Here is a 22,525-nt window from a genome sequence, read left to right on the forward strand (position 1 = left end):
TTCGACCAGGCGCATAAACGCCTCGGCGGTGGTAGGCAACGGGGGCCGCTGACCTGAAGCGCCCGCGCCGTCGCCGTAATCACGCTTCCACTCGGCGATCAGCGCTTCCCGATGAGACGCCAAGGCCGCGTCGAACTTCGCGGCGTCGTGGTGGGCAAGTCTGATGCGGTAGCAGCTGCCCTGCTCGGTACTGGTCTTGCTGACCGAACGCTCGAGGTCAGGGTCGGGTTCGGGTTCGGGCCGCGGTTCCAGTTTGACCGCGGTGCGTAACTGGTTGACCGTGGCGACCGCGGCGAGCTGCGCGTAGTGCTCATCGGATCCCTGCCCGGCCCGCGACGCGATGACACCCACCTGATCGACCGACAAGCGGCCCTCGCGCATGCCCTGGGCGCAGCGCGGAAACTCCTTAAGCCGGCCCGCGATGGTGGCGATCGTGTGCGCGTTGGCCGGCGAACAGCCCGTCTTCCAGGCCACCAACGCCGGCACCGACCGCGCCCCGGTAGCCCCCCACAATTGGTCGCCATCGATCTCGGCGACGATCTGAACGATGCGCCCATCAATCGCGTTGCGCTGACCGGTCAACTCCGCCAGCTCCTCGAACAACACCTCCAGACGCTCGCCAGGACCCACCACCACAGAACCAGCGGATGCGATCGACGACATGACCTCATCATCGCAGCCACCACCGACAAATCCGGGCCATCGGATCCCCTATAGAGTTTCCGCTCTCCACAACGGGTCGCGGCCAAGCGGCGCCAAAAGCCTTGCCTGCGCATCGGTCTCGTCGCCAATCGTGACCGGGGCGCCGAACATCCCCGATGCGGCCAAGGATTGCGGATCCTCCGGTAGTCTGGCGCAGAACATTTCACACCACACGGGGTCCAGAGCGTCGTCGGCGCCCACCGCACGGGCGAGGTCCCAAGTATGCACCAGGACATCACGGGTCAGATTCGGCATCAGCCGGTACTCATTCAGCTGCGCCGCTTCGCCAGATCCAAGAGCCTCCGTCAACGAGTCATAGGTGAGTTGCCACCGGACCCGAGGATCGCCACTTGGCCGCTCGGGCTTAAGTCCCAACGGACGCAACAGAAGTACGTCATGAAAACCAATCACGTGCTCGAGTACTCCGCGGGCATCCCAAGCAACGCACGGGGATTGGCGATCCCATCTGCCATCCGCTGAGGCGACCGCCTCGCCGAACCGTCGGCACACCACCAAGTGCAGTTCGCCTACGTCATCCATGGTCGTCATGCACCTTTTCCGGCATCTGCAAAGTCAGCTCGACCGGACAGCACAGCACCCCGTGCTGATTCACCACCTGGATTTCGATGTCGACCAGACAGCGCGGCGGGTCTACCGAGGTGTCCCGCCGCTTCGCCACCACCCGGCCCCGGCCGATCATCGTGTCACCGGCATGCACCGCCCCGGCCAACCGCATGGACCGGCGCACCACGCGGGAACGCGGACCGGCCCAGTCGGTCGCGACGCGGTCGGCAAAACCGGCCAGGTGCATGGTGTTGACGTAGATCGTCGGATTTCCTTGCGCCCGAGCATAATCCGGGTCGAAATGGCCCGGAAAATAGTCCCAGGTGGCCCCGGCGTTCTCCACCACCCGCTGATAGCTGATGTGGTCGATCACTTCGGGCAGGATCACCGGAACGGTGATCTCGTTCCAGTCCGGGGGGTCGCCGGTCACGGCGATACTCCCGGAGTGAACCGGAACAAGGTGTTGCGGTTGGTGGCGACCACGGTCTGATCCTGGCGTCGATAGGTTTCCAGCGTCTCGACGAAATGGCCGACGCCCAGCCGGGTCCGCTTTTCCGGTGACACCGACACCAGCTCGTCGACAACGGTCAACACGTCGCCTTCGACGATGGGCTGCGGAAACTCAACCTCGTTGGCCGCGTTGATGAATGTGGTTCCCGGCAACGGTACGCGCAGGGCGATCAACGAGGCCGGGCTCCGGCCTCCGGGCTGCCACGGCGGTGCAATCAGCCAGCCCATCAACAGCGCAGGCGGTGCCAGCAGGCCGCCCCAGTGCCGGCGGGCGAATTCGGAATCCCAGTACGCGCGGTTACCGTCGCGGACCATCGCGGCGAACAACTGGATGCGCGCGGCGCTGACTGCGGTGGCCGCGGTGCGGGGCTCGCTCTTGGCGCCGACCATCCGCAGCGCATCTTCATAGGTGCCGAAGGCCAGCCGCTGGCTGAAGTCCTGGTCCACGTATGGGTGCCGCTCACATGACGAGCGGATGCCGGCTCGGCACCGAATCCCAGTGCAATGTACGGGAAGTGAAATACCAGCCGCCACGCTCGTAGATCAGCGTGTCTCGGAAGGTCCCGGTGGCCCGCAGCGTGGTATCGCCGTACATGGCGGCGAAAAGCACGGCGACACAATGCTGGGTCGCGTTGACCCCGTCGACGCGGATCTCGTGATCGACCGTGATGAGCCGCTGGTCGTCGCCGCCGTCGAATGCCGCGCGCAAATCGTTGAACACCTCACCGTCGCGGGTATAGCTGGCGCCGGAATGACGGAATGTGGCGATCCAGCGGTCGCGGTCGCCATCGGAGTAGGCCCGGTTGTGCCGGGCATTCAGATCCAGGATGGCAGCGCGGCCGGTGGCGGCTTGCAGCATTTGCTGTTCCTGATAAGTCATGGTCATCGCTGTCCAGCCTCTCTTGAAAAATGACTACCGACACCGGGCTGACGGAACACTAAGGCAACTTACCGACTAATACGTGACGTTAACGTAACTTAACGACTAACGATATACCCCCTACTTTCGCGATCCCACGTTCCTGGATTAACGCCCCGCTCGCGTAATAGATCTTTGCGAATGCGGCCAATCGCATTCTTCGGAAGTTCGTCAACCGTCTCCACGAATCGAGGCACGCAGAAGTACGGCATGCGGGCGGCGCAGAAGTCGAGAAACTCGGCGAAATCCAGTATGGCGCCGGGCCGCAACGTCAGGACCACCAGAACGTCGTCCTCCCCCAAGTCGCTGGGGACACCGACCGCAGCGGCCTCCGCGACGGCGGGATGGCGCATGACGACGGTCTCCACTTCGACCGAAGAGACATTTTCACCGCGACGGCGCAACGAATCTTTGATCCGGTCCACATATGTCAGATTCTGATCGCTGTCGAGCCGGCCGAGATCGCCGGTGCGGAACCATTCCGGGTGCGGATTTATCCGCGAGTCCGCGCCGACGTAACCCGCGCTCATCACATGCGGATGCCTGGGCCGGCAGGCGATCTCGCCGACGGTGCCGGGGGGCAGTGGGTTTCCCTGTTCGTCGAGGATCCGCACGTCGAAATTCGGGTTCGGCCGTCCCGAGGTGCCGGGAACCCCGCTGTCGGAAAGCGCTTTGACCGCGATGGGAAACGCCTCGGTAAGTCCGTACATCGTGACGATGCTGCAGCCGTAACGCTTTTCGATCTCGCGGTAAGACGTCGCGTCGATCGGTGCGGCGGAAATGAACCGCAGCGGTAGTTGTGCGTCGCGTGGATCAGCAGGCAGCGTCTGCAGCATCGAAACCATCACTCCGGCACCGGCGAATCCGACGGCGCCGCGGGCACGGATGTCGTCCCACACCTCGGCTGGGTGAAAAGCCCCCGCCAATACCGTTGTTGCGCCGATCAGCATGGGCGCCAATATGCTGGGCGCCGCACTCAAGTGAAACAGCGGCATCGCCGTCCACAGCACCTCGCCCTGGTGAAATTCCCAGGCCGACGAGACGGTCGCGGCCACCGAGAACAGGTAATGCCAGGTTGTGGCGACCGCTTTGGACGGGCCGGTGGTGCCTGAGGTGTAGAACAAGCAGCCCAGGTCGTCCTGCTCGCCGGGGCTGTCCGCCACCGGCCTGTCGGTCCGCTGACTCAGCGCCGCAGTCAGTGAATCATCCTGCACCACAACGCTCTTCAGAAAGTCCAGAGCGTCGGCGGCCTCGGCGGCGCGGGATTGGCGTTCGGCGTCGGTCAGGATCACCTTGGCCTGCGACAGCCGAAGGGCGTGCAACAGAAAATCGCCTTTGTTGGCGGCATTGATCGCCGCGCTCACCGCCCCGATCCGCGCCGCGCCCAGCCAGAAGTAGACCCATTCCGGACACGTGCCGGTGAACAGCGCCACGCGGTCACCACGTTCAAGACCCAAGTCGGTCAACATGTTTGCCGCCGCGCAGGACCGTTGGCGCATCTGCTCGAAGGTCACGTCGACACCGGCGATCGACATCATCACCCGGTCGGGGTACTGCTGCGCACGACGATCCAGCACCGCCTGGACGGTGAAACTGTCGACGCCGAAGTCGGAAGGCTGCACGGTCCCGCTGCGGTCAGCGCACATCAGGCTGCTCAGGTGTGATCAAGCTTTGGCGGCCGCAGGGTCGGGTTCGCCGTCCGCGGTGTAGCCGAAGTCGGAGTGCGACGGCTGCTCCCCGGGATAGAACCGGTGCGCCCAGCGGCGCAGGGCCGCGTAGTCGTGCGCCTCTTCGGGGGCCAGATTCGGCTTCTCCAGGTATTTCATGTTCTCCCACGTGAAAAAGTCCTGCTTGATGACCTCTTGCTGAAGAGCGAGGAACCGGGCGGCACGTCCGGTGGGTACGTCACCGCTGTCGCCCGGTTCACGGACGGAAGCTTGTGTGTAGAAGTAATCGGTGTAGTCCTCGTCGACCGGCGTCTGGCCGGTGACCTGAACAGTGGCCACCAGTTCGCTGGGGAAGCGCACCACGCCCAGGCCCAGCGAGTAGTTGTCGTAGATGATCTTGGCGTCGACCGGACCGTTCGGGGTCAGCCACGTCTGCGCCCGCCCCCCGCCGAAGTGGGCGTTGACCGTGGCGTGCAGGTGATAGCCGGCCACCTCGAACGACGCCGTGGTGGCTGGATTGGCGGCCTTGTGCACGTATTGAACGTGGTAGGGGTCGGCGGCATTTTCGATGATCATCTGCGGATGGACCTTCACCCGGTTGAGCATCTGGGTGTGCGGGTGCAGCGGGTAGTACTCGTTGGTTTCCAGTTCGGGCAGCACCGGCGGCTGCCAATACGGCGCCCGGCCGTGCCGCTCGTGCCAGGCCAGGATGAAGCCGTACCACTCCATGCTCGGATAGGTCCGGATGCGGACGTTGTTCTTGCAGCCGATCTTGCTGTACGGAATCAGCGCGTTGGTACCGTCGCCGCGCCACCGCCAACCGTGCCAGGGGCAGACGATGTTTTCGCCTTCCACGGTGCCGCCGACACCAAGGTTGGCGCCAAGGTGCTGGCAGTACGCCTCCATCACGTGGACCTGGCCCGACTCGGTGCGGAACAGCACCAACTCCTCACCGAAGTAGTGCGCGCGCTTGACCTGGCCGGGCGCCAGGTCGGTGCCAAAGGCGACGATGAACCAGCCCGTCGGGAAACGGTAGGTCGACAGCGCGATGCCGGCCTGCCCGAACTCTCGCTCCGAGGGGTCTGCTTCTGGAATCGTATTCGTCACGAGAACTCCGTTTCCCACGCGGCCGGGCGCAAATAGGCCGCTCTTACCTCACCGCGTTTCGACGACTAAAGTCTATTTTTACTATTTTAGACATTGAACGTCAACGCGACACCGGCCGCGTGGCGCCTGAGTAAGCGGGGTGGTGCATGACGACCGCGGCAGTGGACCTTTCCGATTTCACCCTGTGGCGTAACGGTTTTCCCGACGACCTGTTTTCCGAATTGCGGCGCAGCAAGCCGCTTTTCCGCCATGAGCTGACTCCTGGTGTCGCCGAGACGGTGCAGCGCGAATTCTGGGTCGCCACCAAACATCGGCACGCGGTCCGCCTGCATCGCGACACCGAGTCGTTCACCGCCGCCGACGGCCCACTCATTCAGCCGGTCGCCATGTTCTCGGCCTACCCGACGATCATCACCCTGGACCCTCCTGAGCTCAATAAGCGCCGCAAGCTCATCTCCAACGCGTTCAATCCGCGAGCGATCGCCAAGCTGGAGGACGGCATCAAGGCGCGTGCGGCACGGATGATCGACTCGCTGCTCGCCCGAGGCGGCGGAGATTGGATCGAGGACGTCGCCGACGCGTTGCCGATGACGGTGATCGGCGACATCATCGGCATCCCGGACGAGGACCGGCCGCGAATCTTCGACGTCTTCGACCGCATCCTCAAGGCGCTTGCGCCCGAGGCGCAGCCGAGCGGGCGGGTAGAGCTCGAGCTTTTTGGCTCAGTCTTCGAGTACGCGATGGAGCTCACCGCCGAAAAGCGGCGCAACCCGACTGACGACATCTGGAGCACGCTGGCGTCCGCGGTGATCACCGGCGACGACGGCGAGCAGTTCAGCCTCCCCGCCAACGAACTCGAGTTCTTCTTCTTTGTACTGGCCTTCGCCGGCAGCGACACCACCAAGAACGCGCTGGCCATCGGGTTGCAGGCCTTCGTCGCCAACCCCGAGCAGATGCAGCGGTATCGGCAGCGGGAAGACCTGCGGGCCGGCGCGGTCGAAGAAGTGTTGCGCTGGGCGTCGCCGGTGGCCTTCTGGACCCGCACCGCAAAGGTCGACGTCGAGATGGACGGCCAGCACATCGCCAAGGGCGACCGCGTGATGTCGACGCTGCGTTCGGCCAATCGTGACGAGGAAGTCTTCGAGGCCCCGTTCGCGTTCGACATCGGCCGGCAACCCAACCCGCATGTGGCGTTCGGGGGCGGCGGCCCCCATCACTGCCTGGGCGCGATGCTGGCCCGGGCCGAACTGCGGGCGGTTCTTGACGAACTGCTGCTGCGCTGCGATGACATCGAGATCGGCCCGGCGAAGGTGGCCCATCCGAACCTGGTCACCAACATGTCGATCTATGACGAGATGGCCATCAAACTGACCGAGCGGCGCTGAATCGGGGGCGCGCACCCTTGGCCGGAACGCCGCACTCGCGCCGGTGCGGCGCTCGCCGTCGTCGGGCGGGTCAGTCGATCAGCCGCAGTGCGGCCTTGGGGCATTGGTCCACCGCAGCCCGCACGTCGATCTCCAGGCGCGGCGGCACCGGACCGTCCGCGATCTGCACCACGTCCTCGTCACCCAGCTCGAATACCTCCGCCGCAAGCGATTCGCAGAAACCGTTGGCCTCACACAAGTTCTCGTCGACCGTTACGCGCATCAGATGCCCTCCACTTCTCACAAACCCTTGGGTCGGGTCCCGATCACCCCGCTGATCGCGAGGCGCGTCAGTTCTTCGTCGGTCAGCCCGCACCGATCGCGCAGGATCTCTTCATTGTGCTCGCCCAACTTAGGCGGCGGCCGCAGCAGCCACCTGTCCTGCCCGGTGAGCAGGGCGAACGGCGGGCAGGGGTACAGCCCCAGCCCGGTGCTGGCATGATGCAACGCCTCGAAGAAGCCGCGCTCACGCAACTGCGGGTTGTCGGTGACCAGCGAGGGCGACACCACCGGCGCCGCGGGAACACCCGCGCCGGCCAACCGCTCCACCGTCGAATCGAGTGGCTGACCGCTGAACCACTCAGCCAGCTGGTTATCGATCTCGTCGGCTCGATCACGGCGCCCGGCGACGGTGGACAGGCCCTCGTCGTCACACCAGGACGGCCGATCCATCAGATCCACCAGCGCGCGCCACTGCGCATCGTCACCAACGGTGATCGCGATCCAGTCGTCCGATCCGGTGCACCGGTAAATGTTCTGGATCGCCGCACCGTGACCGCGGTTGCCGCGACGGCTCAGCGTCACCCCGAAGACTTCGTACTCGATCGCTTGAATCGCGGTGGCATTGAGCACGGTTTCGAGCATCGGCAGCTCGACCAGTTGGCCCTTCCCGGTGCGTTCGGCGAAGTTCAGCGCCGCCAGCACGGCGAAAGCCGCGTGCACACCGGCCAGCGGATCACAGGCCCCCCGCGGTGTCACCGGCGGCGTCTCCGGCAGGCCGGTCACCCAGGCCAGGCCGGCGATCTGTTCCATGGTGGGAGCGAATCCGACGCGTTCCCGCCATGGCCCCTCGACACCGAAGGCGGGCATCCGCGCGAACACCAGTTTCGGGTTGACCTTGAGCAGCGCATCATCGGTGAGACCGAATTGCTCCATCACCCGCGGAGAAAAGTTCTCGATCACCACGTCGGCGCCGGCAACCAGCTCGGTGAGTAGACGGCGGCCCTGCTCGGACCCCAAATCCAGTGTGACTGAACGCTTGTTGGTGTTCATCGCATGGAACACCCAGCCGTACTCCCACCAGTCGTCCACGTCGGTGCGCATTCCGCCCGAGTACCGGATGCCGTCGGGGCGCTGGATCGACTCGATCTTGACGACGTCGGCGCCGAAGGCGGCCAGCAGATGGGTTGCCGCCGGACCGGCCCAGAACGCGGTCAGGTCGACGATGCGAACACCGGCCAGCGGCATCCTGAGCGACACCGCTTGGACTTCGGCTTCCGCAGGGCGCCAAAGAGATTCGTTATCGGCCTCGCCCAGACGGGGCGTGTCACCCACGGGTGCGGGCGCGCAGGCCGACATCAGCCAGGGCGGCCGGGGCTGGTGGAAGCCGGCGGGGTTGCGGGTGAAGACCCCGCGCTGGCGCACGTATTCCAGATCCCGCATGGTGGAGCCGTTGCCCAGCGCGGCGATCGGCAGCCGGAACAGTTGCCCGAGTTCGACGATTTCGGCGACAGTCCGTTCGGCCAACCAGGGATGGATCTGTTCGCGGATCATGTCTCGGTATTGCCACCGGCCGATTTGAAACCGCAGCTGTTCGATCTCCTCCAGTTGCGGACATTCGACCATCGCGGCGAAGTCGAGCCATTGCTGGCCGGTGACCATGGTGATCCCGACGTAGCCGTCTTTGGCTGGTTCGATCGACGGCACTTCGGTGGTGCGCCGGATCGGTGGGACGCGCAGCAACTGGGAATGCAGCCACTCACTGCTTTGCATCGTGGTTATCGCTTCCAGCATTGACAGGTCCAGGTGTTCGCCGGCGCCCCCACGCTCGACGCGGCGGCGCAAGGCCAGCACAGCGAACGCGGCGAAGACACCGCCCATGTACTCACCCAGATCGCCGCCGATGCAGATGGGCGGCCCGGCGGGATCTCCGCGGAAGCCGGGCGAGCCCGCCCAGGCTTGCAAGGTGAACTCGGTGGCGGCTCGGTCTGCGTACGGGCCGGTCCAGCCGAAGTCGGAGATGGTGACGATGATCGCCCCTGGCGAGTGTTCCAGCAGCTGTCCTGGGTCGATGCCCAGCGCCGCAGCCCGCGCCCGGCCGGCGGTCACGACGACGACTTCGGCGCCGCCTAGCATGGCGCGAAATCGCGCCGAATCCCCGGCGTCGGGGGCGAAAGTCACGCTGCGCTTGCCCGCATTCAGATAGCTGAAGAACGGGGCGGTGCCTGCTTCGGGAACCGCGGAACCGCTGGCGGTGTACCGCCGCAGCGAATCCCCTTGCGGCGGTTCGACTTTATGCACCTGCGCGCCGGCATCGAGCAGCAGCTTCCCGCAGTAGCTGCCCGCTATCCGGTCACTGATCTCGACAACACGCAGATCCTGCAGCGGTGTCGGCCGGCCTTCGGACCGCTCGCTCAATTGCACCCGCCCTTCCGATCGACATGCGACCAGAGAAGCTATTTATACCATTACTGCTAAAATAGCTAAGCCAGCGAGTTGCTTGTATTTCGAGGATCGGATGACCGCCTTGGGAATTGGCCCCGACGCCCGGCGCCGGTTGTCGGCGCCGCGGATCGCCGAAATCGTAGCCGATGAGTTGCGCCGTCAGATCATCGACGGTGAGCTCGCAGACGGTGATCTGTTGCCGCGCCAAGAGGTGCTCGTCGAGCAGTTCAATGTGAGTTTGGTTTCGCTGCGTGAAGCCTTGCGAATTCTGGAGACCGAGGGGCTGGTTTCGGTGCGGCGGGGTAACCGCGGCGGGGCCGTCGTGCACGCCCCGGCGAAAACCAGCGCCGCCTACATGCTCGGGTTGCTGCTGCAGAGCGAGTCCGTTGAACTCGGCGACCTGGGCATGGCGTTGCAAGAACTCGAACCCGCTTGCGCCGCCCTGGCCGCCCGCCGGCCGGACCGGGCGGAGACCTTGGTGCCCGAACTCACGCGAATCAACGAGTCGATGGCCGAAAACCTGGACGACGGTCGGCATTTCACCGAAATCGGGCGTGAATTCCATGATCTTGTTGTCCGCGGCTGCGGTAATCACACCATCATCGCGGTCGTCGGCAGCTTGGAGACACTGTGGAGCAGTCACGAACGGCAATGGGCCGACGAGAGCGCGTCCCGGGGCACCTACCCGTCGCTCGCCCAACGCCGCGCGGTGCTCAACACGCACGTCAAGCTGACCGAGACGATCGCCGAGGGCAACGTCGACCGGGCCCGTCGCATCGCGGGCCGCCACCTGGCCGACACCCAGACCTATGTCCTCTCCGGCCAGCACGATCAACGCATCTATGCGCTCTCCCCGCAGGCGTTATCGCGGCCGCGGGACATTCGGCACTCCTGAAGGGCGGCCTACAACGGTCATGCGAACCGCATTGGTCACCGGCGGTAGCGGCGGGATCGGAAAAGGCTGCGCCCGCAAGCTGATTGAGTGTGGTTACGACGTGGTGCTCACGGCACGCCGGGAGGACCCCTTACGCGCCGCCGCCGAGGAGATCGGCGCACGTTACATCGTGGCCGACGCGTCCGACCCGGACGGATTTCCGGCTGCCATAAGCACATTGGAGACGATCGACCTCGTGGTGCATGCGGCCGGCGCACTCGGCGGAACCTACGCGCGCAAGCAGACCTTCACACAGTGGCAGACCATCATGTCGGCCAACCTGGATTCATGCTTCGTGGTGACCTCGGCGGTGCTGCCCAAGATGGCCGCGGGCTCGCGGCTGGTGTTCATCTCGTCCTCGGCGGCACACGAGCCGATGCCGGCCCGCACCGCCTACTCGGCCTCGAAAGCCGGCATGAATGCCTTCGCGCGGGCGCTGGCGCTCGAAGTCGACCGCGACGGCATCAGCGTGCACATCGTCACGCCGGGTCCGGTGGCCACCGAGATGCTGCAGGACGTTCCCTTCGAGATGTACGCGATCGGAGTGTCCGACGTCGCCGACGCGGTCGCCTGGCTGGATACGGTCGACCCGTCGGTCGATCTGCCGGAGATCCGGCTGTCCGCCGTGGAGCGCGGCCCCTTCGCACGGCCGCCGGTCGTGCCAACCGAAGCGCGGCGCCGCGCGCAACGAGGCTGAGGTCTAGCTCGCGGGAAAGGCTTTGATCACCGATTCGCCGAACTCGTGCAGGGAGTCCGGGGCGGCGAAGTCGGCGAACCATACGTAGAACCGCTCGACGCGCTGGGCGGCCAAACCGCCAAAGTGCCCGATCAGCTCGTCGGCATCACCGCAGACCAGTCCGGAGCCGAGGTTGCCGAATCGCCGGGTGCTCACCTCGCGCACGGCGTCGGGATCGTTGCCCGATCGCACGAAGCCCACCATCTGTTGAATCGACAACCGGGCCGTTCCCGCCGCCGGCGCAAGCTTCGGCAGTCTGTCGAGCTGGTTCGCCGGCAGGTTCCACCAATCCGCGTATCCGCGAACGAGTTCCATCATCTTGGGCCCACTCCCACCTAGGACCAGCGGTATCGGGTATGACCGCCGTGGGGCTTGCGGAGCCGGGCCGGGCTGATCGTCATGGTCGCCCCAGTATCGCCTGATGAGTTCCAGGTGGCGGCCCAGTTGTTCGACCCTGGCTCGCGGATCTTGCTGACCCACTTCGAATCTGGCGAATTCAGAGGGCCACGATCCCGACCCGAGGCCCAAATCGAACCTGCCTCCCGACGCCTCCGACAGAGTGACGGCCTGCTTGGCCAGCACGGCGGGATGCCGAAACGCGTCACACAGCACCAGATGACCGATCCGCAGCCGCTCGGTCTTGGCCGCCACCCAGCTGGCAATGCCCATTGCCTCCCAGATGCTTTCGTCGGGCAGCCCGGGAGCTTCGAGGTGATCGATGAAGGCGATCCCATCGAATCCGCTGGCCTCGGCATGACGTGCCCGGTCCGCGATGTCGGCCGCCGACAGTCTCACTTGCGGCAGGAACAGATACCACTCGGCCATGCGCCACCTACATGTCGGGTTCCGTGCGATTGCGACGGCACGGCTAGTTTATTATCTTTACTATGTTAGAGGTCTTATGGATGTCGGACTGAACTCGGAGCAGCTCTCGCTGCGCGACACCGTACGCGACATATTACGTACGGAGTGCCCACCCGATGCCGTCCGTCAAGTAACCACCGATCCGGAGCGCTGGCGCGCGCTGTGGAAAACGGTCGTCGACCTCGGCTGGACCGAGCTCGCCGCCCCCTCAGCGGAAGGGGCCGGCGACTACGGACCCGTCGAGCTGGCCGTGGTGCTCGAGGAATGCGGCGCCGCCCTGGCGCCAATCCCGTTGCTGAGCAGTGTCGGTCTGGCCGCGGGCGTGTTGCGCAACAGCGGCCTCGACACGGTGCTGACCGACATTGCCGGTGGCGTGGTGGCCACCCTGGCCGTCCACGCTCCAGGATCTCGATTGCCCGGGACCCCGATGACCCTGAGTCAGCGGCGCCTGCGTGGCAGGGCGGTTGCGGTCCCCAACCTGTCACGCGCGGAGCTCGTCGTCACGCTGGCCCGCCGCGACGACGGCGACACCGTTGCGGCGGTCGCCCGCATCGGCGATGGGGTGACCGTCGTGGCGGTAGCCGAATCCACCGATCCCGCCCAGCCATTGGCCGACGTCGACATCGACGCGGAGCCCATCGCCGTTGCACCGGTCCACATCGAATCGGTCCTGCCGGCGCCCTGGGTGGCCTCGGCCGCCGACCTGCTGGGCGTGGCGAGTGCCGCCCTGCACCGCTCGGTCGAACACGCGAAATCGCGGCGCCAGTTCGGCCAGCCGATCGGCGCGTTCCAGGGCATCAAGCACGCGCTGGCCGACAACTACGTCAGCGTGGAACGTGCCCGCAGCCTTACCTACGCGGCGGCGGGCCGGCTCGCCGATCCGGATACGCCAGCCGCCGATCTGTGGACTGCCGCGGCGCTGGCCAAAGCGGCGGCCAACGACGCCGCGGCCAGTTGCGCGCGCACCACCGTTCAGGTGCACGGCGCGCTTGGGCAGACCTGGGAGCACGACGCGCACCTCTATGTCAGGCGCGCCTGGCAGGGCGCCGCCGTGCTTGGCGACAGCCGCGCCCTCTACTACGAGGTCGGTCGCCGGTTCTGTGGGGGTGCCGCGTGAGCCCGGTGGTGGAGGAATTCGGTAGCTGGTTGGCGGAGTTTCTGCCCGACGACTACTACGCGAACTATCGGCAATACCGCTGGGATCTGAGTCTGCGGCGCGCTTATCAGCGGGCCGCCTTCGAGGCCGGATGGTTGCAGCCGACCTGGCCGCGCGAGCACGGCGGTCGATCGCTGGGATTGCGCGACGCCATGGAAGTCCGGATCGAGGCTGCGTTGCGGTCAGCGCCCAAGCTGCCCAACATCGCCGGTCCCAACGTCGCCGCGCCGGGCATCCGTCAGTTCGGCACGCCCGCCCAGATCGAGCGTCTGCTCGTTCCGTTGTTGCGCGGCGACGAGTGGTGGGCGCTGGGCATGTCCGAGCCCGAAGCCGGATCGGATTTCGCCGGCCTGCGTACCCGCGCGCAGCGCCACGGCGACGTGTTCCGGGTCAACGGCCACAAAATCTGGACCACGCAGGCGCACGAATCACGCTGGTGCACCTTGTATGCCCGCACGGATCCCGATGCGCCGAAACACCGTGGCATCTCGTGCCTCATTCTCGATCTGCATTCGCCCGGGGTGAGGGTCGAGCCCATCCGGATGGCGTCCATCTCCGACGAGACGTTCTGCGAGGTCTTCCTCGACGACGTCGAGGTGCCGGCCGAGAATCTACTGGGACCACTCAACGGCGGCTGGAATGTCGCCCTGTCGTCGCTGCACCATGAGCGCCAAATGATCTGGATCATGAACTGGGTCGAGATCAAACGCGGACTCGCCTCGGTGCGCGATGCCGGTGCCGCGGACTCGAACCACGACGTGTATGCCGAACTCGGTTCGCTTCTCGCGGACGCCGAAGCGTTGCGGGCCACCGGATATCGCGCTCTGGGCAACGAGCTCGCCGGACGGCCCAGTCCGGAAGCCGACACCATGAAGCTGCTCGGATCACTTACCTTGCAACGTGTTTGGGATTTGAGTGCGGCCACGGTGGGTCCCGGTTCGGCTGCCGATCCGGATCTGCTGTTCGAACGTCAGGACGCGTTGGCCGCGACCATCTACGGCGGAACGTCGGAGGTGCAGCGCAACATCATCGCCGAGCGGCTGCTCGGGCTGCCGAAGGGATGACGACCATGGATTACGACCTCGGGGACGACGCCGGACAACTGCGCAGCCACCTGCGCGAGCTGGTTGCGAACCACATCCCCGCGGACTTTCTGGGCGCCTGCACCGAAAACCCGCAGGACCTCGCCACCACCGAGACGTTCTGCAAGCTGCTGGCGACCGAGGGGCTGCTGGCGCTGGCGTGGCCGAAAGAGCATGGTGGCGGGGGTGGTTCGGTCTGGCAGCAGACGGTGCTGCGCGAGGAGATGTGGGCCCAACACGAGCCGCGCGGCCCACAGTACATGGGGATCAACTGGGTCGGGCCGGCACTGATGCGGTATGGAACAGCCGAGCAGAAGGCCAAGCATTTAGCGGCCATCGCCTCGGGTGACGTCATCTGGTGTCAGGGCTTCTCCGAGCCGGAAGCCGGAACCGACCTGGTATCGCTGCGCACCCGCGCCGTTGCCGACGGTGATGGATGGCGCATCACCGGCCAGAAGGTGTGGACGTCCTACGCGCTGATGGCATCGTGGTGCGTGTTAGCGGCGTGCACCGACCCCGAGGCACCAAAACACAAGCGGCTCACGTTATTTCTGATCCCCATGGACCGGGCCGGCTTCACCGTCCGGCCCATTCCGTCCATGCTGGGACCGCACCACCTGAACGAGATGTTTTTGGACGACGTGCAGGCGTTCCCCGGCGACGTGCTCGGCGAAGTCGGCGACGGATGGCGGGTGATGCGCGAGGCCCTGGCTTTCGAGCGAGTGGGCATCGCGCGCTATGCACGGTGTGAGTCACTGCTCGAACGGATGCGCGCCCAACTCGGCGACGACTGGGAAAACCTGCCCGAAACCATCCGTACCCGGTGGGTGCGAGCACTCGTCGACCTGCGGGTCGCCCGCCTGCTCGCCTATCGCGCCGTATCACTACAGGACAATCCGGCGGCGGGGGCGGCCGCCAGTGCCGCTCGCATCATCACCACGACGTGCGATCAACTCGTCGCCGAGCTGCTGTTCGACGTGCTGGGCCCCACCGCGCTGGACAGCGGCACCTCGGCGGTACTGCACGGAGCGATCGAAGACCATTGGCGTTACGCCCAAGCGGCCACCGTGGCGTCGGGCACCATCGAGGTACAGCGCATGCTGGTGGCACGAGACGTGTTGGGAGAACACAGGTGAAAACCGATCTACCACAAGACATCAGCGACTTCGCCGCCGTCGCCGCAAAGCGACTGATCCGATTGGGCGGACCGCCGGCGGCGCTGCGCGCCGAAACCGACGACGCCATCCGGGATGCCGCGCGTATCGCGCTGAACGACGTCGGCGCGTTCGACCTCGACGTGCGCTCCGCGGCGGATGACCTGCTGGCCGCCGCGGTGCTGTGCCAGGCTGCCGGCGCCACCGTGCTCCCCTATCCACTGGTGGAGGAATTGCTGGCGATCGACGGCGCGCGCCTGTCACTGGTCAACCCCAAAGCCCCGCGCATCGACCACGGCGATCTGGCCGGTGACTGGATCGCCGCGGACCTGGACGGCAACCGGTACCGGCCCCAGCCGGGCTCGCGCACCGGCGCCAAGCTGGGACCGTTCCTGGTTCCGGCCACCGTGAGCGCACCCGAGGGAACCGTCCCTGCCGCCGACGTTAACCTTCATCTCGTGCTGGGATCATGGCGGATTCTGGGAGCGGTGCAGCAGTCGTTGCAGATCGTCACCGACCATGTGCGCGCCCGGATCCAGTTCGGCAAGCCGCTCGCGGACTTTCAGGCCGTCAGGTTCGCCGTGGCCGATGCGGCCGTCGCGATCCGGGGACTGCACGAACTCGCCAAGTACACGATTTGTCGACCGGAATCATTGCCGGCGCAGATTCATTCGGCTGACGCCCTGATCCTTCGCCTCAAGGCCGCCGACACGGCACGGCAGGTGATGCGTACGTCCCACCAATTACTTGGGGCCCTGGGTTTCTGCGACGAGTCTGACGTCAGTGTGCTCGATCGGCATACCCAACCCCTGATCCGGTTGCCGTTGGGTACCGAGGAACTCGCGCTGCGCCTGATTCCGAGCGTGTCGGATGGGTCATTCGAGACGCTGTTCAGTGAGCCGGTATCGGCGTGAGCACCGCCGGCGACGATGCAGGGCGCAGCGATGAGGAGGAGCGGCGCAGATGAGCACCGAACCCCTCGCGGACGCGGTCACCCCTAACCCGCTTGCGGACGGAATCCCGTTCGGCATCAAACTCCAACAGCTGGCCGAAGAACGGCACGACGATCCGGCCGTGACGATCGTCGCGCTCGACGGCAGCGCGGCCTCGCTGACCTTCGGCGAACTCGATGCCCGCGCCAACCAGTGGGGCCGGGCACTGGCCGGCAACGGTGCGCAGACGGGTTCGCTTGTCGCACTGGCCATTCCGAACTCACAGCATCTGGTGCTGGCGACGCTCGGGTGCTGGAAGATTGGTGCGGTGCCCGTCCCGATGCACTGGGACCTACCCGAGTGGGAGCGAGACCGGGTGCGTGAGGTGATCGACCCGACCGTCGTCGTCGACGAGCAGAGCCGCTGGGCGCTCGATGCCCGCGCGGCCGGCGAGTCCGACAGCGCGTTACCGGCGGCCGTCTCCCCCACTGCCAACGGGATCTGCAGCAGCGGCTCCACCGGCGTGCCCAAGGTGATCCTCAACCTGGCGCCGTCGCTGTGGATTCCGCAGCAGAGCGAGCCATTCCTGTCGAACTGGACACCGGTGGCCCAGCCGCAGACCATCATGGTGCCCGCACCGATGTATCACACCAACGGTTTCGCCACCTTCCTGATGATGCTGGGCGGCGATCATCTCGTCATCCTCGAAAAGTTCGACGCGGCACTGGTTCTCGATGTCATCGAACGTTTCCGGATCACCAACTTCACGGCCACGCCCACCATGCTGGCGCGCATCGCGGCCCGGCCCGACGTACGGCAGCGTGATCTGTCCAGCATCGTCTTCATCCTGCAGGGCGCCGCGGTGATGCCGCCGTCGCTGCTGCACACTTGGTTCGAACTGCTCAGCCCCGAGCAGATCGTGACGGCATACGGCATGACCGAAAATCTCGGGCTCACCGCGTTGCGGGGCGACGAATGGCTTGCCCACCCGGGCAGTGTGGGCCGCGGATTCCGGGATACCGAGATCCGGATCCTGGATGCCGACAAACGACCACTGGGTCCCGGCGAGGACGGCGACGTCTACCTGCGGGCGCCGATGAGCGCGGGATACCGCTACCTGGGTGGCGCGCCCCCGCTGCCGTCGACCGAGGACGGCTTCCGCTCCGCCGGAGACATCGGCCATCTGGACGAAGACGGCTTCCTCTACATTGTCGACCGCCGCGTTGACATGATCGTCACCGGCGGCGCCAATGTCTTTCCGGCCGAAGTGGAGTCCGCGCTCGCCGGCCATCCCGGCATCGCCGATGTCGTCGTCATCGGACTGGCCGACTCGCAATGGGGACGCCGGGTGCATGCGGTCATTCAGCGCGCCGACTCCGACGGATCCGCGCCACTGACCGAACAAGAAGTGATCGAGTACGCGAAGACCCGCCTCGCGCCGTACAAGGCGCCCAAAACCGTGGAGTTCGTCGATGCGATTCCGAGGACCGCGGCAACCAAGGTCAACCGGTCGGCCATGATCGAGGCCCGGGGCGGCTGATCGCTCGGAGCGTTGTCGGCCCCCCGACCTATAGTCGAATTTATGTTCGAATCGGCGCGCCTCTATCCGGCCGCGACGCCGGAGTCCTCGGCCTTGCTGGAACGGATCTGTTCGTCGTCGCGTGCGGAGAACCAAGCGGCCGGTGAGCGCCTGGTGGCAATCGGCGAACTCGACATGCTGCGGTTGCGCCAGTACGGAGAACACGAGACCTGGGCGACCGACACGTGGGATGCCATATCCGCCGAGATCGCCGCGGCGCTGCAAATAAGCCACTCGCTGGCGTCGAGCTACCTGAACTACTCGCGCGCGATGCGCAACCGACTACCAAAAGTGGGCTCCGCGTTGGTTTCCGGGGACATCAGTTATTCGGCGTTCCAAACCATCGTGTTCCGCACCGACTTGATTACCGATGCCGAGGTGATGGCCACCGTCGACGCGACGCTCGCGCTAAGAGTCCAACGATGGCCGACGATGACGCGCGGACGCCTGGCCGCCGCGGTGGACCGGATCGTGGCCCGGGCCGATCGCGACGCGGTCCGGCGTCGCCGCGAACAACAAGCGGGTCGTGAGATCTCAATTTGGGAGGGTGGCGACGGCTTAGCGCAGATATTCGGAAGGCTGATCGCCACCGATGCCCACGCCGTGGACGCGCGGTTAAACGCGTTGGCTGCCACAGTTTGCGAGGGTGATCCGCGCACCATGCAGCAGCGTCGCGCTGATGCGATGGGGGCATTGGCGGCCGGAGTCGAAAGACTGCAGTGCCGCTGCGGGCAACCGAGTTGCCCGGCCGCCGCAATCCCGGTGCCCAGCCCGGTCGTGATCCACGTGGTGGCCAACCAGTCCACCGTTGACGGCACCGGAGCGGGCCCCGCTTCCATCGTCGGCACAGATTGGCTCATCCCCGCGGAAGTGGTAACCCAGCTTGCCGAATCGTCGAGACTGCGACCGCTGACGCATCCCGGGGACGCACCGCCCGAGCGCGGGTACGTCCCATCGCAGGCGTTGGCCGATTTCGTGCGCTGCCGCGATTTGACGTGCCGCTTCCCCGGGTGCGACCGACCCGCGACCGAAGCCGATCTCGACCACACCATCCCCTACTCCCACGGCGGCGCGACGCACGCTTCCAATCTCAAATGCCTTTGCCGTCAACATCATCTGATCAAAACCTTCTGGGGGTGGCAGGATCAGCAGCTGCCTGACGGCACGGTGATCTGGCACTCCCCGTCAGGGCACACCTACGTGACCACGCCGGGCAGTGCACTGCTGTTTCCGTCCCTGTGCGCTCCCACCGGGGAGATCCCCGCCCCCGAAGCCGATCTCCCGCCCGACTACTGCGCCGAGCGCACGGCGATGATGCCCGAGCGTCGCCGCACCCGTGCAGAGAACCGCGCGAAATACATTGCCGACGGACGCCGGCATAACCGCGCAATGCTTCCAGCCCGTCAATCCGCACACCAAGCGGCTTCACCCGGCCCCGCCCCACCGGGCAACGGCGACCCTCCACCGTTCTGAGACCCGAGAACATTGCGAAACCCTATTTCCGCAGGAACGTTTCTGCTGCTCAACAGCGCGAAAGGTTGGGATCGGTAGCAGAATCAGACGCACGACTTTTGCCAATCGTCGGCAAACACTACGGCCGGCAACAGCGAAAGGAATGCGTCGTGGCCCGCATCCAGATCATGAAAAGGCTCGTTGCCGGTGCTGTGCTCGCGGGTGGTCTGGCGATACCCGGCGCCGGGCTCACCGCGGGCATCGCCCAGGCTGACAACCCCGACTGGGGTCCAGCCCACCATTGGTGCCCGGGTGAGCCGCTACCAGTGACCGGTAACCACGTCACCGACCCGTTCCGCGGCTGGGACATGAACGTATGCCACACCTACTACTACCTGTGGCCGGGCATGGGCAATGTCTCCAGCATGATTTGGGACGGAGACAACCCACCCCCGAAGCCTCCGCCACCGCCAGCCCTCATCACCAAAGACAACTGCCAGCAGATACTCGGGATCTTCTGCCCCAAAGCTTGAAAGCACCGCGGCCTCTACTCGTCCGCCGGCCGGCAACGCGCGGTAACCTCATTCTCATAGAGCGACCAGTGCGCTATGGAAGGGGACAACCGCTCATGGCCGACCCCAGCGACGACGTTGAGATAACGCGCGGCGACCGCTTCATCAAGACGGCCGTGGCGATACTGGGCGAGACGGGACGTACCGACTTCACCGTGCAAGAGGTGGTCGCGCGCTCCAAGACCTCGCTGCGGGCCTTCTACCAACACTTCAGCAGCAAGGACGAACTGCTGCTGGCGCTGTTCGAGCGAACCATCGCCCAGTCGGTACAGGCCTGGCGCGCTGAAACCACGGAGTTGGACAGCACCTCGGCACTGAAATTGCTGATCGACCGACTCAGTCAGCAACCGGAATCGAGCACCCAGGACAGCCTCAATCGGGCGCTGACTCTCTACAACCAGCACCTGGCCGAGACTCGTCCTCGCGAATACGCCCGGGTGCTCTCTCCGCTGCATCGCCTGATTCGCGACATCGTCGGCCAAGGCATCACCGAAGGTGTGTTCAATCCCGGATTGGACGTCGGCGCCGCGGCCGCCATCGTCATGCAGACGATGATGGGTGCGCAGCGATTGCATTGGCTGGGTTCGGAATTGAATGGAACACCAGTCGATGTCGGCCAGCTCTATGACTTCTGCAGCCGTGCCCTTGGCATCCGCGAGACCGACGAAGAAGCGGCCAGCCCGTCGCTGGCCGAGCTGTTCGCCCAGATCGGCATGCGACCCGGCACCCGCAACGGCGAATTCGCCATGACCATGCCGGTCAGCCCCCAGGTGGTCAACACTTCCGGTGCACTGCAGGGCGGCTTGCTCGCCACGCTGGTAGATGTCGCGGGCGGGCAGTTCGGGCTGGACTATCTGCAACCGGGCACCACGATGACCACCGCCGATCTGTTCATTCGCTACCTGCGACCGGTCCGGCAGGGAGCGGCCTTCGCAGTGCCCAGGATGCTGCGATCCGGACGCCGCGCGATGGTGATGCAGGTGGACATCTACGGCGATGGCGACGACGAGCTGCTCGCCACGGCCACCGTCAATTTCGCCATCATCAACGGAAACACCCCAAAGCTTCCGAGCTGGCCGGAAGGATGAGCTGGCCGGACGGATGAGCCGGCTGGTGCGGGCGCAAGCCCGGTATACCTTGTTGCGCAAAAGTGGTAACGTCATTACCACACAGCGAGAATCTGAACGTTTTCAAGGAGATCGCCATGCCATCGCGTGAGCTTCCCTTCCCCGTATTCGACGCGGACAACCACATGTACGAGCCGCAGGAAGCGCTGACCAAGTTCCTCCCCGACAAGCGCAAGAACGTCATCGACTACGTGCAGGTTCGCGGTCGCACCAAAATCGTTGTGCGCGGCCACATCAGCGAGTACATCCCCAACCCGACATTCGAAGTGGTCGCCCGCCCGGGTGCGCAGGAGGACTACTTCCGCAATGGCGCGCAGGGCAAGAGTTACCGCGAGATCCTCGGCGAGCCGATGAAGGCGATCCCCGCCTTCCGGGAACCGGGCGCGCGCCTCGAGGTGATGGACGAACTCGGTATCGACTACGCGCTGATGTTCCCGACCCTGGCCAGCTTGGTCGAGGAGCGCATGAAGGACGACCCGGAGATGACCCACGACGTCATCCACGCGCTCAACGAGTGGATGCACGAGCAGTGGTCGTTCAACTACCACGACCGTATCTTCGCCACCCCGGTGATCACACTGCCGATCGTCGACCGCGCACTGGAAGAACTTCAGTGGTGCCTCGAGCGCGGCGCCCGCACCGTGCTGGTTCGCCCGGCGCCGGTACCCGGCTACAAGGGCAGCCGATCCTTCGGGCTCGAGGAGTTCGACCCGTTCTGGCAGGCCTGCATCAAGGCCGAGATCCCGGTTTCGATGCACGCTTCGGACAGCGGCTATTCCGAATTCGCGAATGTGTGGGAGCCCGGTGACGAGTTCCTGCCGTTCAAGCCGACCCCGTTCCGGAGCTTCGCGATGGGCCACCGGCCCATCCTGGATGCGATGGGTGCGCTGGTGTGTCACGGCGCGCTCACCCGCAACCCGGAGCTGCGGATCCTGTCCATCGAAAACGGTGCGGACTGGGTGCCAGACCTGTTCAAGGGCCTCAAGGGCGTTTACAAGAAGATGCCGCTGGCGTTCGGCGAGGACCCGATCGAGGCGTTTAAGCGCTGCGTCTACATCACCCCGTTCTGGGAGGACCGATTCACCGAGATCGTGAACATGGTCGGGACCGACCGGGTGATGTTCGGCTCCGACTGGCCACACCCCGAAGGACTGAAGGACCCCATCTCCTTCGTCGACGAGCTTGCCGACTTCAGCGATGAGGACAAGGCAAAGATCATGGGCGGCAACCTGATGAAGCTGATGAAGGTGTCCGCGCCCGCCAAAAAGCCGGTCTCGGCCTGATCGCTGTCTGACCCGATCCCCCCACTCGGTGTAGCCGGACCCGTCGGCGGGTAGTCGTCGGCATAACCGCCAACGAGTCGCGCCTGATCGCAAAGGG

Annotated in this window: 22 protein-coding genes; 12 read left to right on the plus strand and 10 right to left on the minus strand. The window is 65.5% G+C overall.

The features are described from left to right. The 7 genes from A5625_RS13825 to A5625_RS13855 all read right to left on the minus strand — a co-directional run. On the minus strand, positions 1-663 hold a 663-nt coding region (locus A5625_RS13825), incomplete at its 3' end, for a DUF222 domain-containing protein (protein WP_156748221.1). Between the two features lie 48 nt (positions 664-711). Continuing rightward, positions 712-1,242 (minus strand): hypothetical protein, encoded by a 531-nt coding sequence (locus A5625_RS13830; RefSeq protein ID WP_066994510.1) that lies wholly within the window; start codon positions 1,240-1,242, stop codon positions 712-714. After that, positions 1,235-1,696 (minus strand): MaoC/PaaZ C-terminal domain-containing protein, encoded by a 462-nt coding sequence (locus A5625_RS13835; RefSeq protein ID WP_066994429.1) that lies wholly within the window; start codon positions 1,694-1,696, stop codon positions 1,235-1,237. The genes A5625_RS13830 and A5625_RS13835 overlap by 8 nt, the downstream gene beginning before the upstream one ends. Then, positions 1,693-2,223: a MaoC family dehydratase N-terminal domain-containing protein gene (locus A5625_RS13840; protein WP_066994432.1), complete on the minus strand. Its 531-nt coding sequence runs from the start codon at positions 2,221-2,223 to the stop codon at positions 1,693-1,695. Before A5625_RS13840 ends, A5625_RS13835 begins: the two co-directional genes overlap by 4 nt. Before the next feature lie 13 nt (positions 2,224-2,236). Continuing rightward, a complete protein-coding gene (locus A5625_RS13845; RefSeq protein WP_066994435.1) occupies positions 2,237-2,662 on the minus strand; it encodes a nuclear transport factor 2 family protein in 426 nt (141 codons plus the stop codon). A gap of 92 nt (positions 2,663-2,754) precedes the next feature. Then, positions 2,755-4,341, minus strand: a complete 1,587-nt coding sequence (locus A5625_RS13850) for an AMP-binding protein (RefSeq protein WP_066994439.1) — start codon at positions 4,339-4,341, stop codon at positions 2,755-2,757. A gap of 18 nt (positions 4,342-4,359) precedes the next feature. Further along, entirely contained in the window at positions 4,360-5,469 is a 1,110-nt protein-coding gene (locus A5625_RS13855) for an aromatic ring-hydroxylating dioxygenase subunit alpha (RefSeq protein WP_197516097.1), read from the minus strand. Between the two features lie 146 nt (positions 5,470-5,615). Here A5625_RS13855 and A5625_RS13860 point away from each other — a divergent pair, with 146 nt between their 5' ends. Beyond that, positions 5,616-6,854: a cytochrome P450 gene (locus A5625_RS13860; protein ID WP_066994445.1), complete on the plus strand. Its 1,239-nt coding sequence runs from the start codon at positions 5,616-5,618 to the stop codon at positions 6,852-6,854. Between the two features lie 70 nt (positions 6,855-6,924). On the opposite strand, the gene A5625_RS13865 is transcribed toward A5625_RS13860, so the two are convergent. After that, on the minus strand, positions 6,925-7,116 hold the full coding sequence (locus A5625_RS13865) for a ferredoxin (protein WP_007774036.1): 192 nt from the start codon (positions 7,114-7,116) through the stop codon (positions 6,925-6,927). A 17-nt stretch (positions 7,117-7,133) separates the two neighbouring features. Further along, positions 7,134-9,536 carry a CoA transferase gene (locus A5625_RS13870; protein WP_066994449.1) on the minus strand — a complete coding sequence of 801 codons (2,403 nt, stop codon included), beginning with the start codon at positions 9,534-9,536 and terminating at the stop codon, positions 7,134-7,136. A gap of 94 nt (positions 9,537-9,630) precedes the next feature. On the opposite strand from A5625_RS13870, the gene A5625_RS13875 reads away from it, so the two are divergent. Both A5625_RS13875 and A5625_RS13880 read left to right on the plus strand, forming a co-directional pair. Next, positions 9,631-10,452 (plus strand): FadR/GntR family transcriptional regulator, encoded by an 822-nt coding sequence (locus tag A5625_RS13875; protein WP_066994452.1) that lies wholly within the window; start codon positions 9,631-9,633, stop codon positions 10,450-10,452. A 19-nt stretch (positions 10,453-10,471) separates the two neighbouring features. Beyond that, positions 10,472-11,188, plus strand: coding sequence for an SDR family oxidoreductase (locus tag A5625_RS13880; protein ID WP_066994455.1), 717 nt, complete (start codon positions 10,472-10,474; stop codon positions 11,186-11,188). Positions 11,189-11,191: 3 nt separating this feature from the next. On the opposite strand, the gene A5625_RS13885 is transcribed toward A5625_RS13880, so the two are convergent. After that, entirely contained in the window at positions 11,192-12,052 is an 861-nt protein-coding gene (locus A5625_RS13885; RefSeq protein WP_066994458.1) for an LLM class flavin-dependent oxidoreductase, read from the minus strand. Between the two features lie 76 nt (positions 12,053-12,128). Here A5625_RS13885 and A5625_RS13890 point away from each other — a divergent pair, with 76 nt between their 5' ends. The 9 genes from A5625_RS13890 to A5625_RS13935 all read left to right on the plus strand — a co-directional run bounded on the left by A5625_RS13890 (position 12,129) and on the right by A5625_RS13935 (position 22,428). Continuing rightward, positions 12,129-13,208 (plus strand): acyl-CoA dehydrogenase family protein, encoded by a 1,080-nt coding sequence (locus A5625_RS13890; RefSeq protein ID WP_066994461.1) that lies wholly within the window; start codon positions 12,129-12,131, stop codon positions 13,206-13,208. A 5-nt stretch (positions 13,209-13,213) separates the two neighbouring features. Next, on the plus strand, positions 13,214-14,311 hold the full coding sequence (locus A5625_RS13895) for an acyl-CoA dehydrogenase family protein (RefSeq protein WP_197516099.1): 1,098 nt from the start codon (positions 13,214-13,216) through the stop codon (positions 14,309-14,311). Further along, entirely contained in the window at positions 14,308-15,465 is a 1,158-nt protein-coding gene (locus tag A5625_RS13900; RefSeq protein ID WP_197516098.1) for an acyl-CoA dehydrogenase family protein, read from the plus strand. The genes A5625_RS13895 and A5625_RS13900 overlap by 4 nt, the downstream gene beginning before the upstream one ends. Beyond that, a complete protein-coding gene (locus A5625_RS13905) occupies positions 15,462-16,397 on the plus strand; it encodes an acyl-CoA dehydrogenase family protein (RefSeq protein WP_066994468.1) in 936 nt (311 codons plus the stop codon). Before A5625_RS13900 ends, A5625_RS13905 begins: the two co-directional genes overlap by 4 nt. Positions 16,398-16,446: 49 nt before the next feature. Next, entirely contained in the window at positions 16,447-17,955 is a 1,509-nt protein-coding gene (locus tag A5625_RS13910) for a class I adenylate-forming enzyme family protein (protein WP_066994472.1), read from the plus strand. A gap of 42 nt (positions 17,956-17,997) precedes the next feature. Beyond that, a complete protein-coding gene (locus A5625_RS13915) occupies positions 17,998-19,467 on the plus strand; it encodes an HNH endonuclease signature motif containing protein (protein ID WP_066994476.1) in 1,470 nt (489 codons plus the stop codon). Between the two features lie 149 nt (positions 19,468-19,616). Then, on the plus strand, positions 19,617-19,979 hold the full coding sequence (locus A5625_RS28400) for a hypothetical protein (RefSeq protein ID WP_232003685.1): 363 nt from the start codon (positions 19,617-19,619) through the stop codon (positions 19,977-19,979). Between the two features lie 95 nt (positions 19,980-20,074). Next, positions 20,075-21,106, plus strand: a complete 1,032-nt coding sequence (locus A5625_RS13930) for a hotdog fold thioesterase (protein ID WP_066994486.1) — start codon at positions 20,075-20,077, stop codon at positions 21,104-21,106. 116 nt (positions 21,107-21,222) lie between these two features. After that, positions 21,223-22,428 carry an amidohydrolase family protein gene (locus A5625_RS13935; protein ID WP_066994489.1) on the plus strand — a complete coding sequence of 402 codons (1,206 nt, stop codon included), beginning with the start codon at positions 21,223-21,225 and terminating at the stop codon, positions 22,426-22,428. Positions 22,429-22,525 lie beyond the last annotated feature (97 nt).

The sequence above is a fragment of the Mycobacterium sp. 1465703.0 genome (genome assembly GCF_001672975.1).
Taxonomy (GTDB): Bacteria; Actinomycetota; Actinomycetes; order Mycobacteriales; family Mycobacteriaceae; genus Mycobacterium.

What these genes read in the sequence shown, in the direction of transcription:
- A5625_RS13875 (WP_066994452.1), top strand. Translation starts at nt 9,631, where the DNA reads ATGACCGCCTTGGGAATTGGCCCCGACGCCCGGCGCCGGTTGTCGGCG.
- A5625_RS13915 (WP_066994476.1), top strand. Translation starts at nt 17,998, where the DNA reads ATGTTCGAATCGGCGCGCCTCTATCCGGCCGCGACGCCGGAGTCCTCG.
- A5625_RS13935 (WP_066994489.1), top strand. Translation starts at nt 21,223, where the DNA reads ATGCCATCGCGTGAGCTTCCCTTCCCCGTATTCGACGCGGACAACCAC.
- A5625_RS13860 (WP_066994445.1), top strand. Translation starts at nt 5,616, where the DNA reads ATGACGACCGCGGCAGTGGACCTTTCCGATTTCACCCTGTGGCGTAAC.
- A5625_RS13845 (WP_066994435.1), bottom strand. Translation starts at nt 2,662, where the DNA reads ATGACCATGACTTATCAGGAACAGCAAATGCTGCAAGCCGCCACCGGC.
- A5625_RS13850 (WP_066994439.1), bottom strand. Translation starts at nt 4,341, where the DNA reads ATGTGCGCTGACCGCAGCGGGACCGTGCAGCCTTCCGACTTCGGCGTC.
- A5625_RS13900 (WP_197516098.1), top strand. Translation starts at nt 14,308, where the DNA reads ATGACGACCATGGATTACGACCTCGGGGACGACGCCGGACAACTGCGC.
- A5625_RS13910 (WP_066994472.1), top strand. Translation starts at nt 16,447, where the DNA reads ATGAGCACCGAACCCCTCGCGGACGCGGTCACCCCTAACCCGCTTGCG.
- A5625_RS13830 (WP_066994510.1), bottom strand. Translation starts at nt 1,242, where the DNA reads ATGGATGACGTAGGCGAACTGCACTTGGTGGTGTGCCGACGGTTCGGC.
- A5625_RS13890 (WP_066994461.1), top strand. Translation starts at nt 12,129, where the DNA reads ATGGATGTCGGACTGAACTCGGAGCAGCTCTCGCTGCGCGACACCGTA.
- A5625_RS13880 (WP_066994455.1), top strand. Translation starts at nt 10,472, where the DNA reads ATGCGAACCGCATTGGTCACCGGCGGTAGCGGCGGGATCGGAAAAGGC.
- A5625_RS13930 (WP_066994486.1), top strand. Translation starts at nt 20,075, where the DNA reads ATGGCCGACCCCAGCGACGACGTTGAGATAACGCGCGGCGACCGCTTC.
- A5625_RS13885 (WP_066994458.1), bottom strand. Translation starts at nt 12,052, where the DNA reads ATGGCCGAGTGGTATCTGTTCCTGCCGCAAGTGAGACTGTCGGCGGCC.
- A5625_RS13865 (WP_007774036.1), bottom strand. Translation starts at nt 7,116, where the DNA reads ATGCGCGTAACGGTCGACGAGAACTTGTGTGAGGCCAACGGTTTCTGC.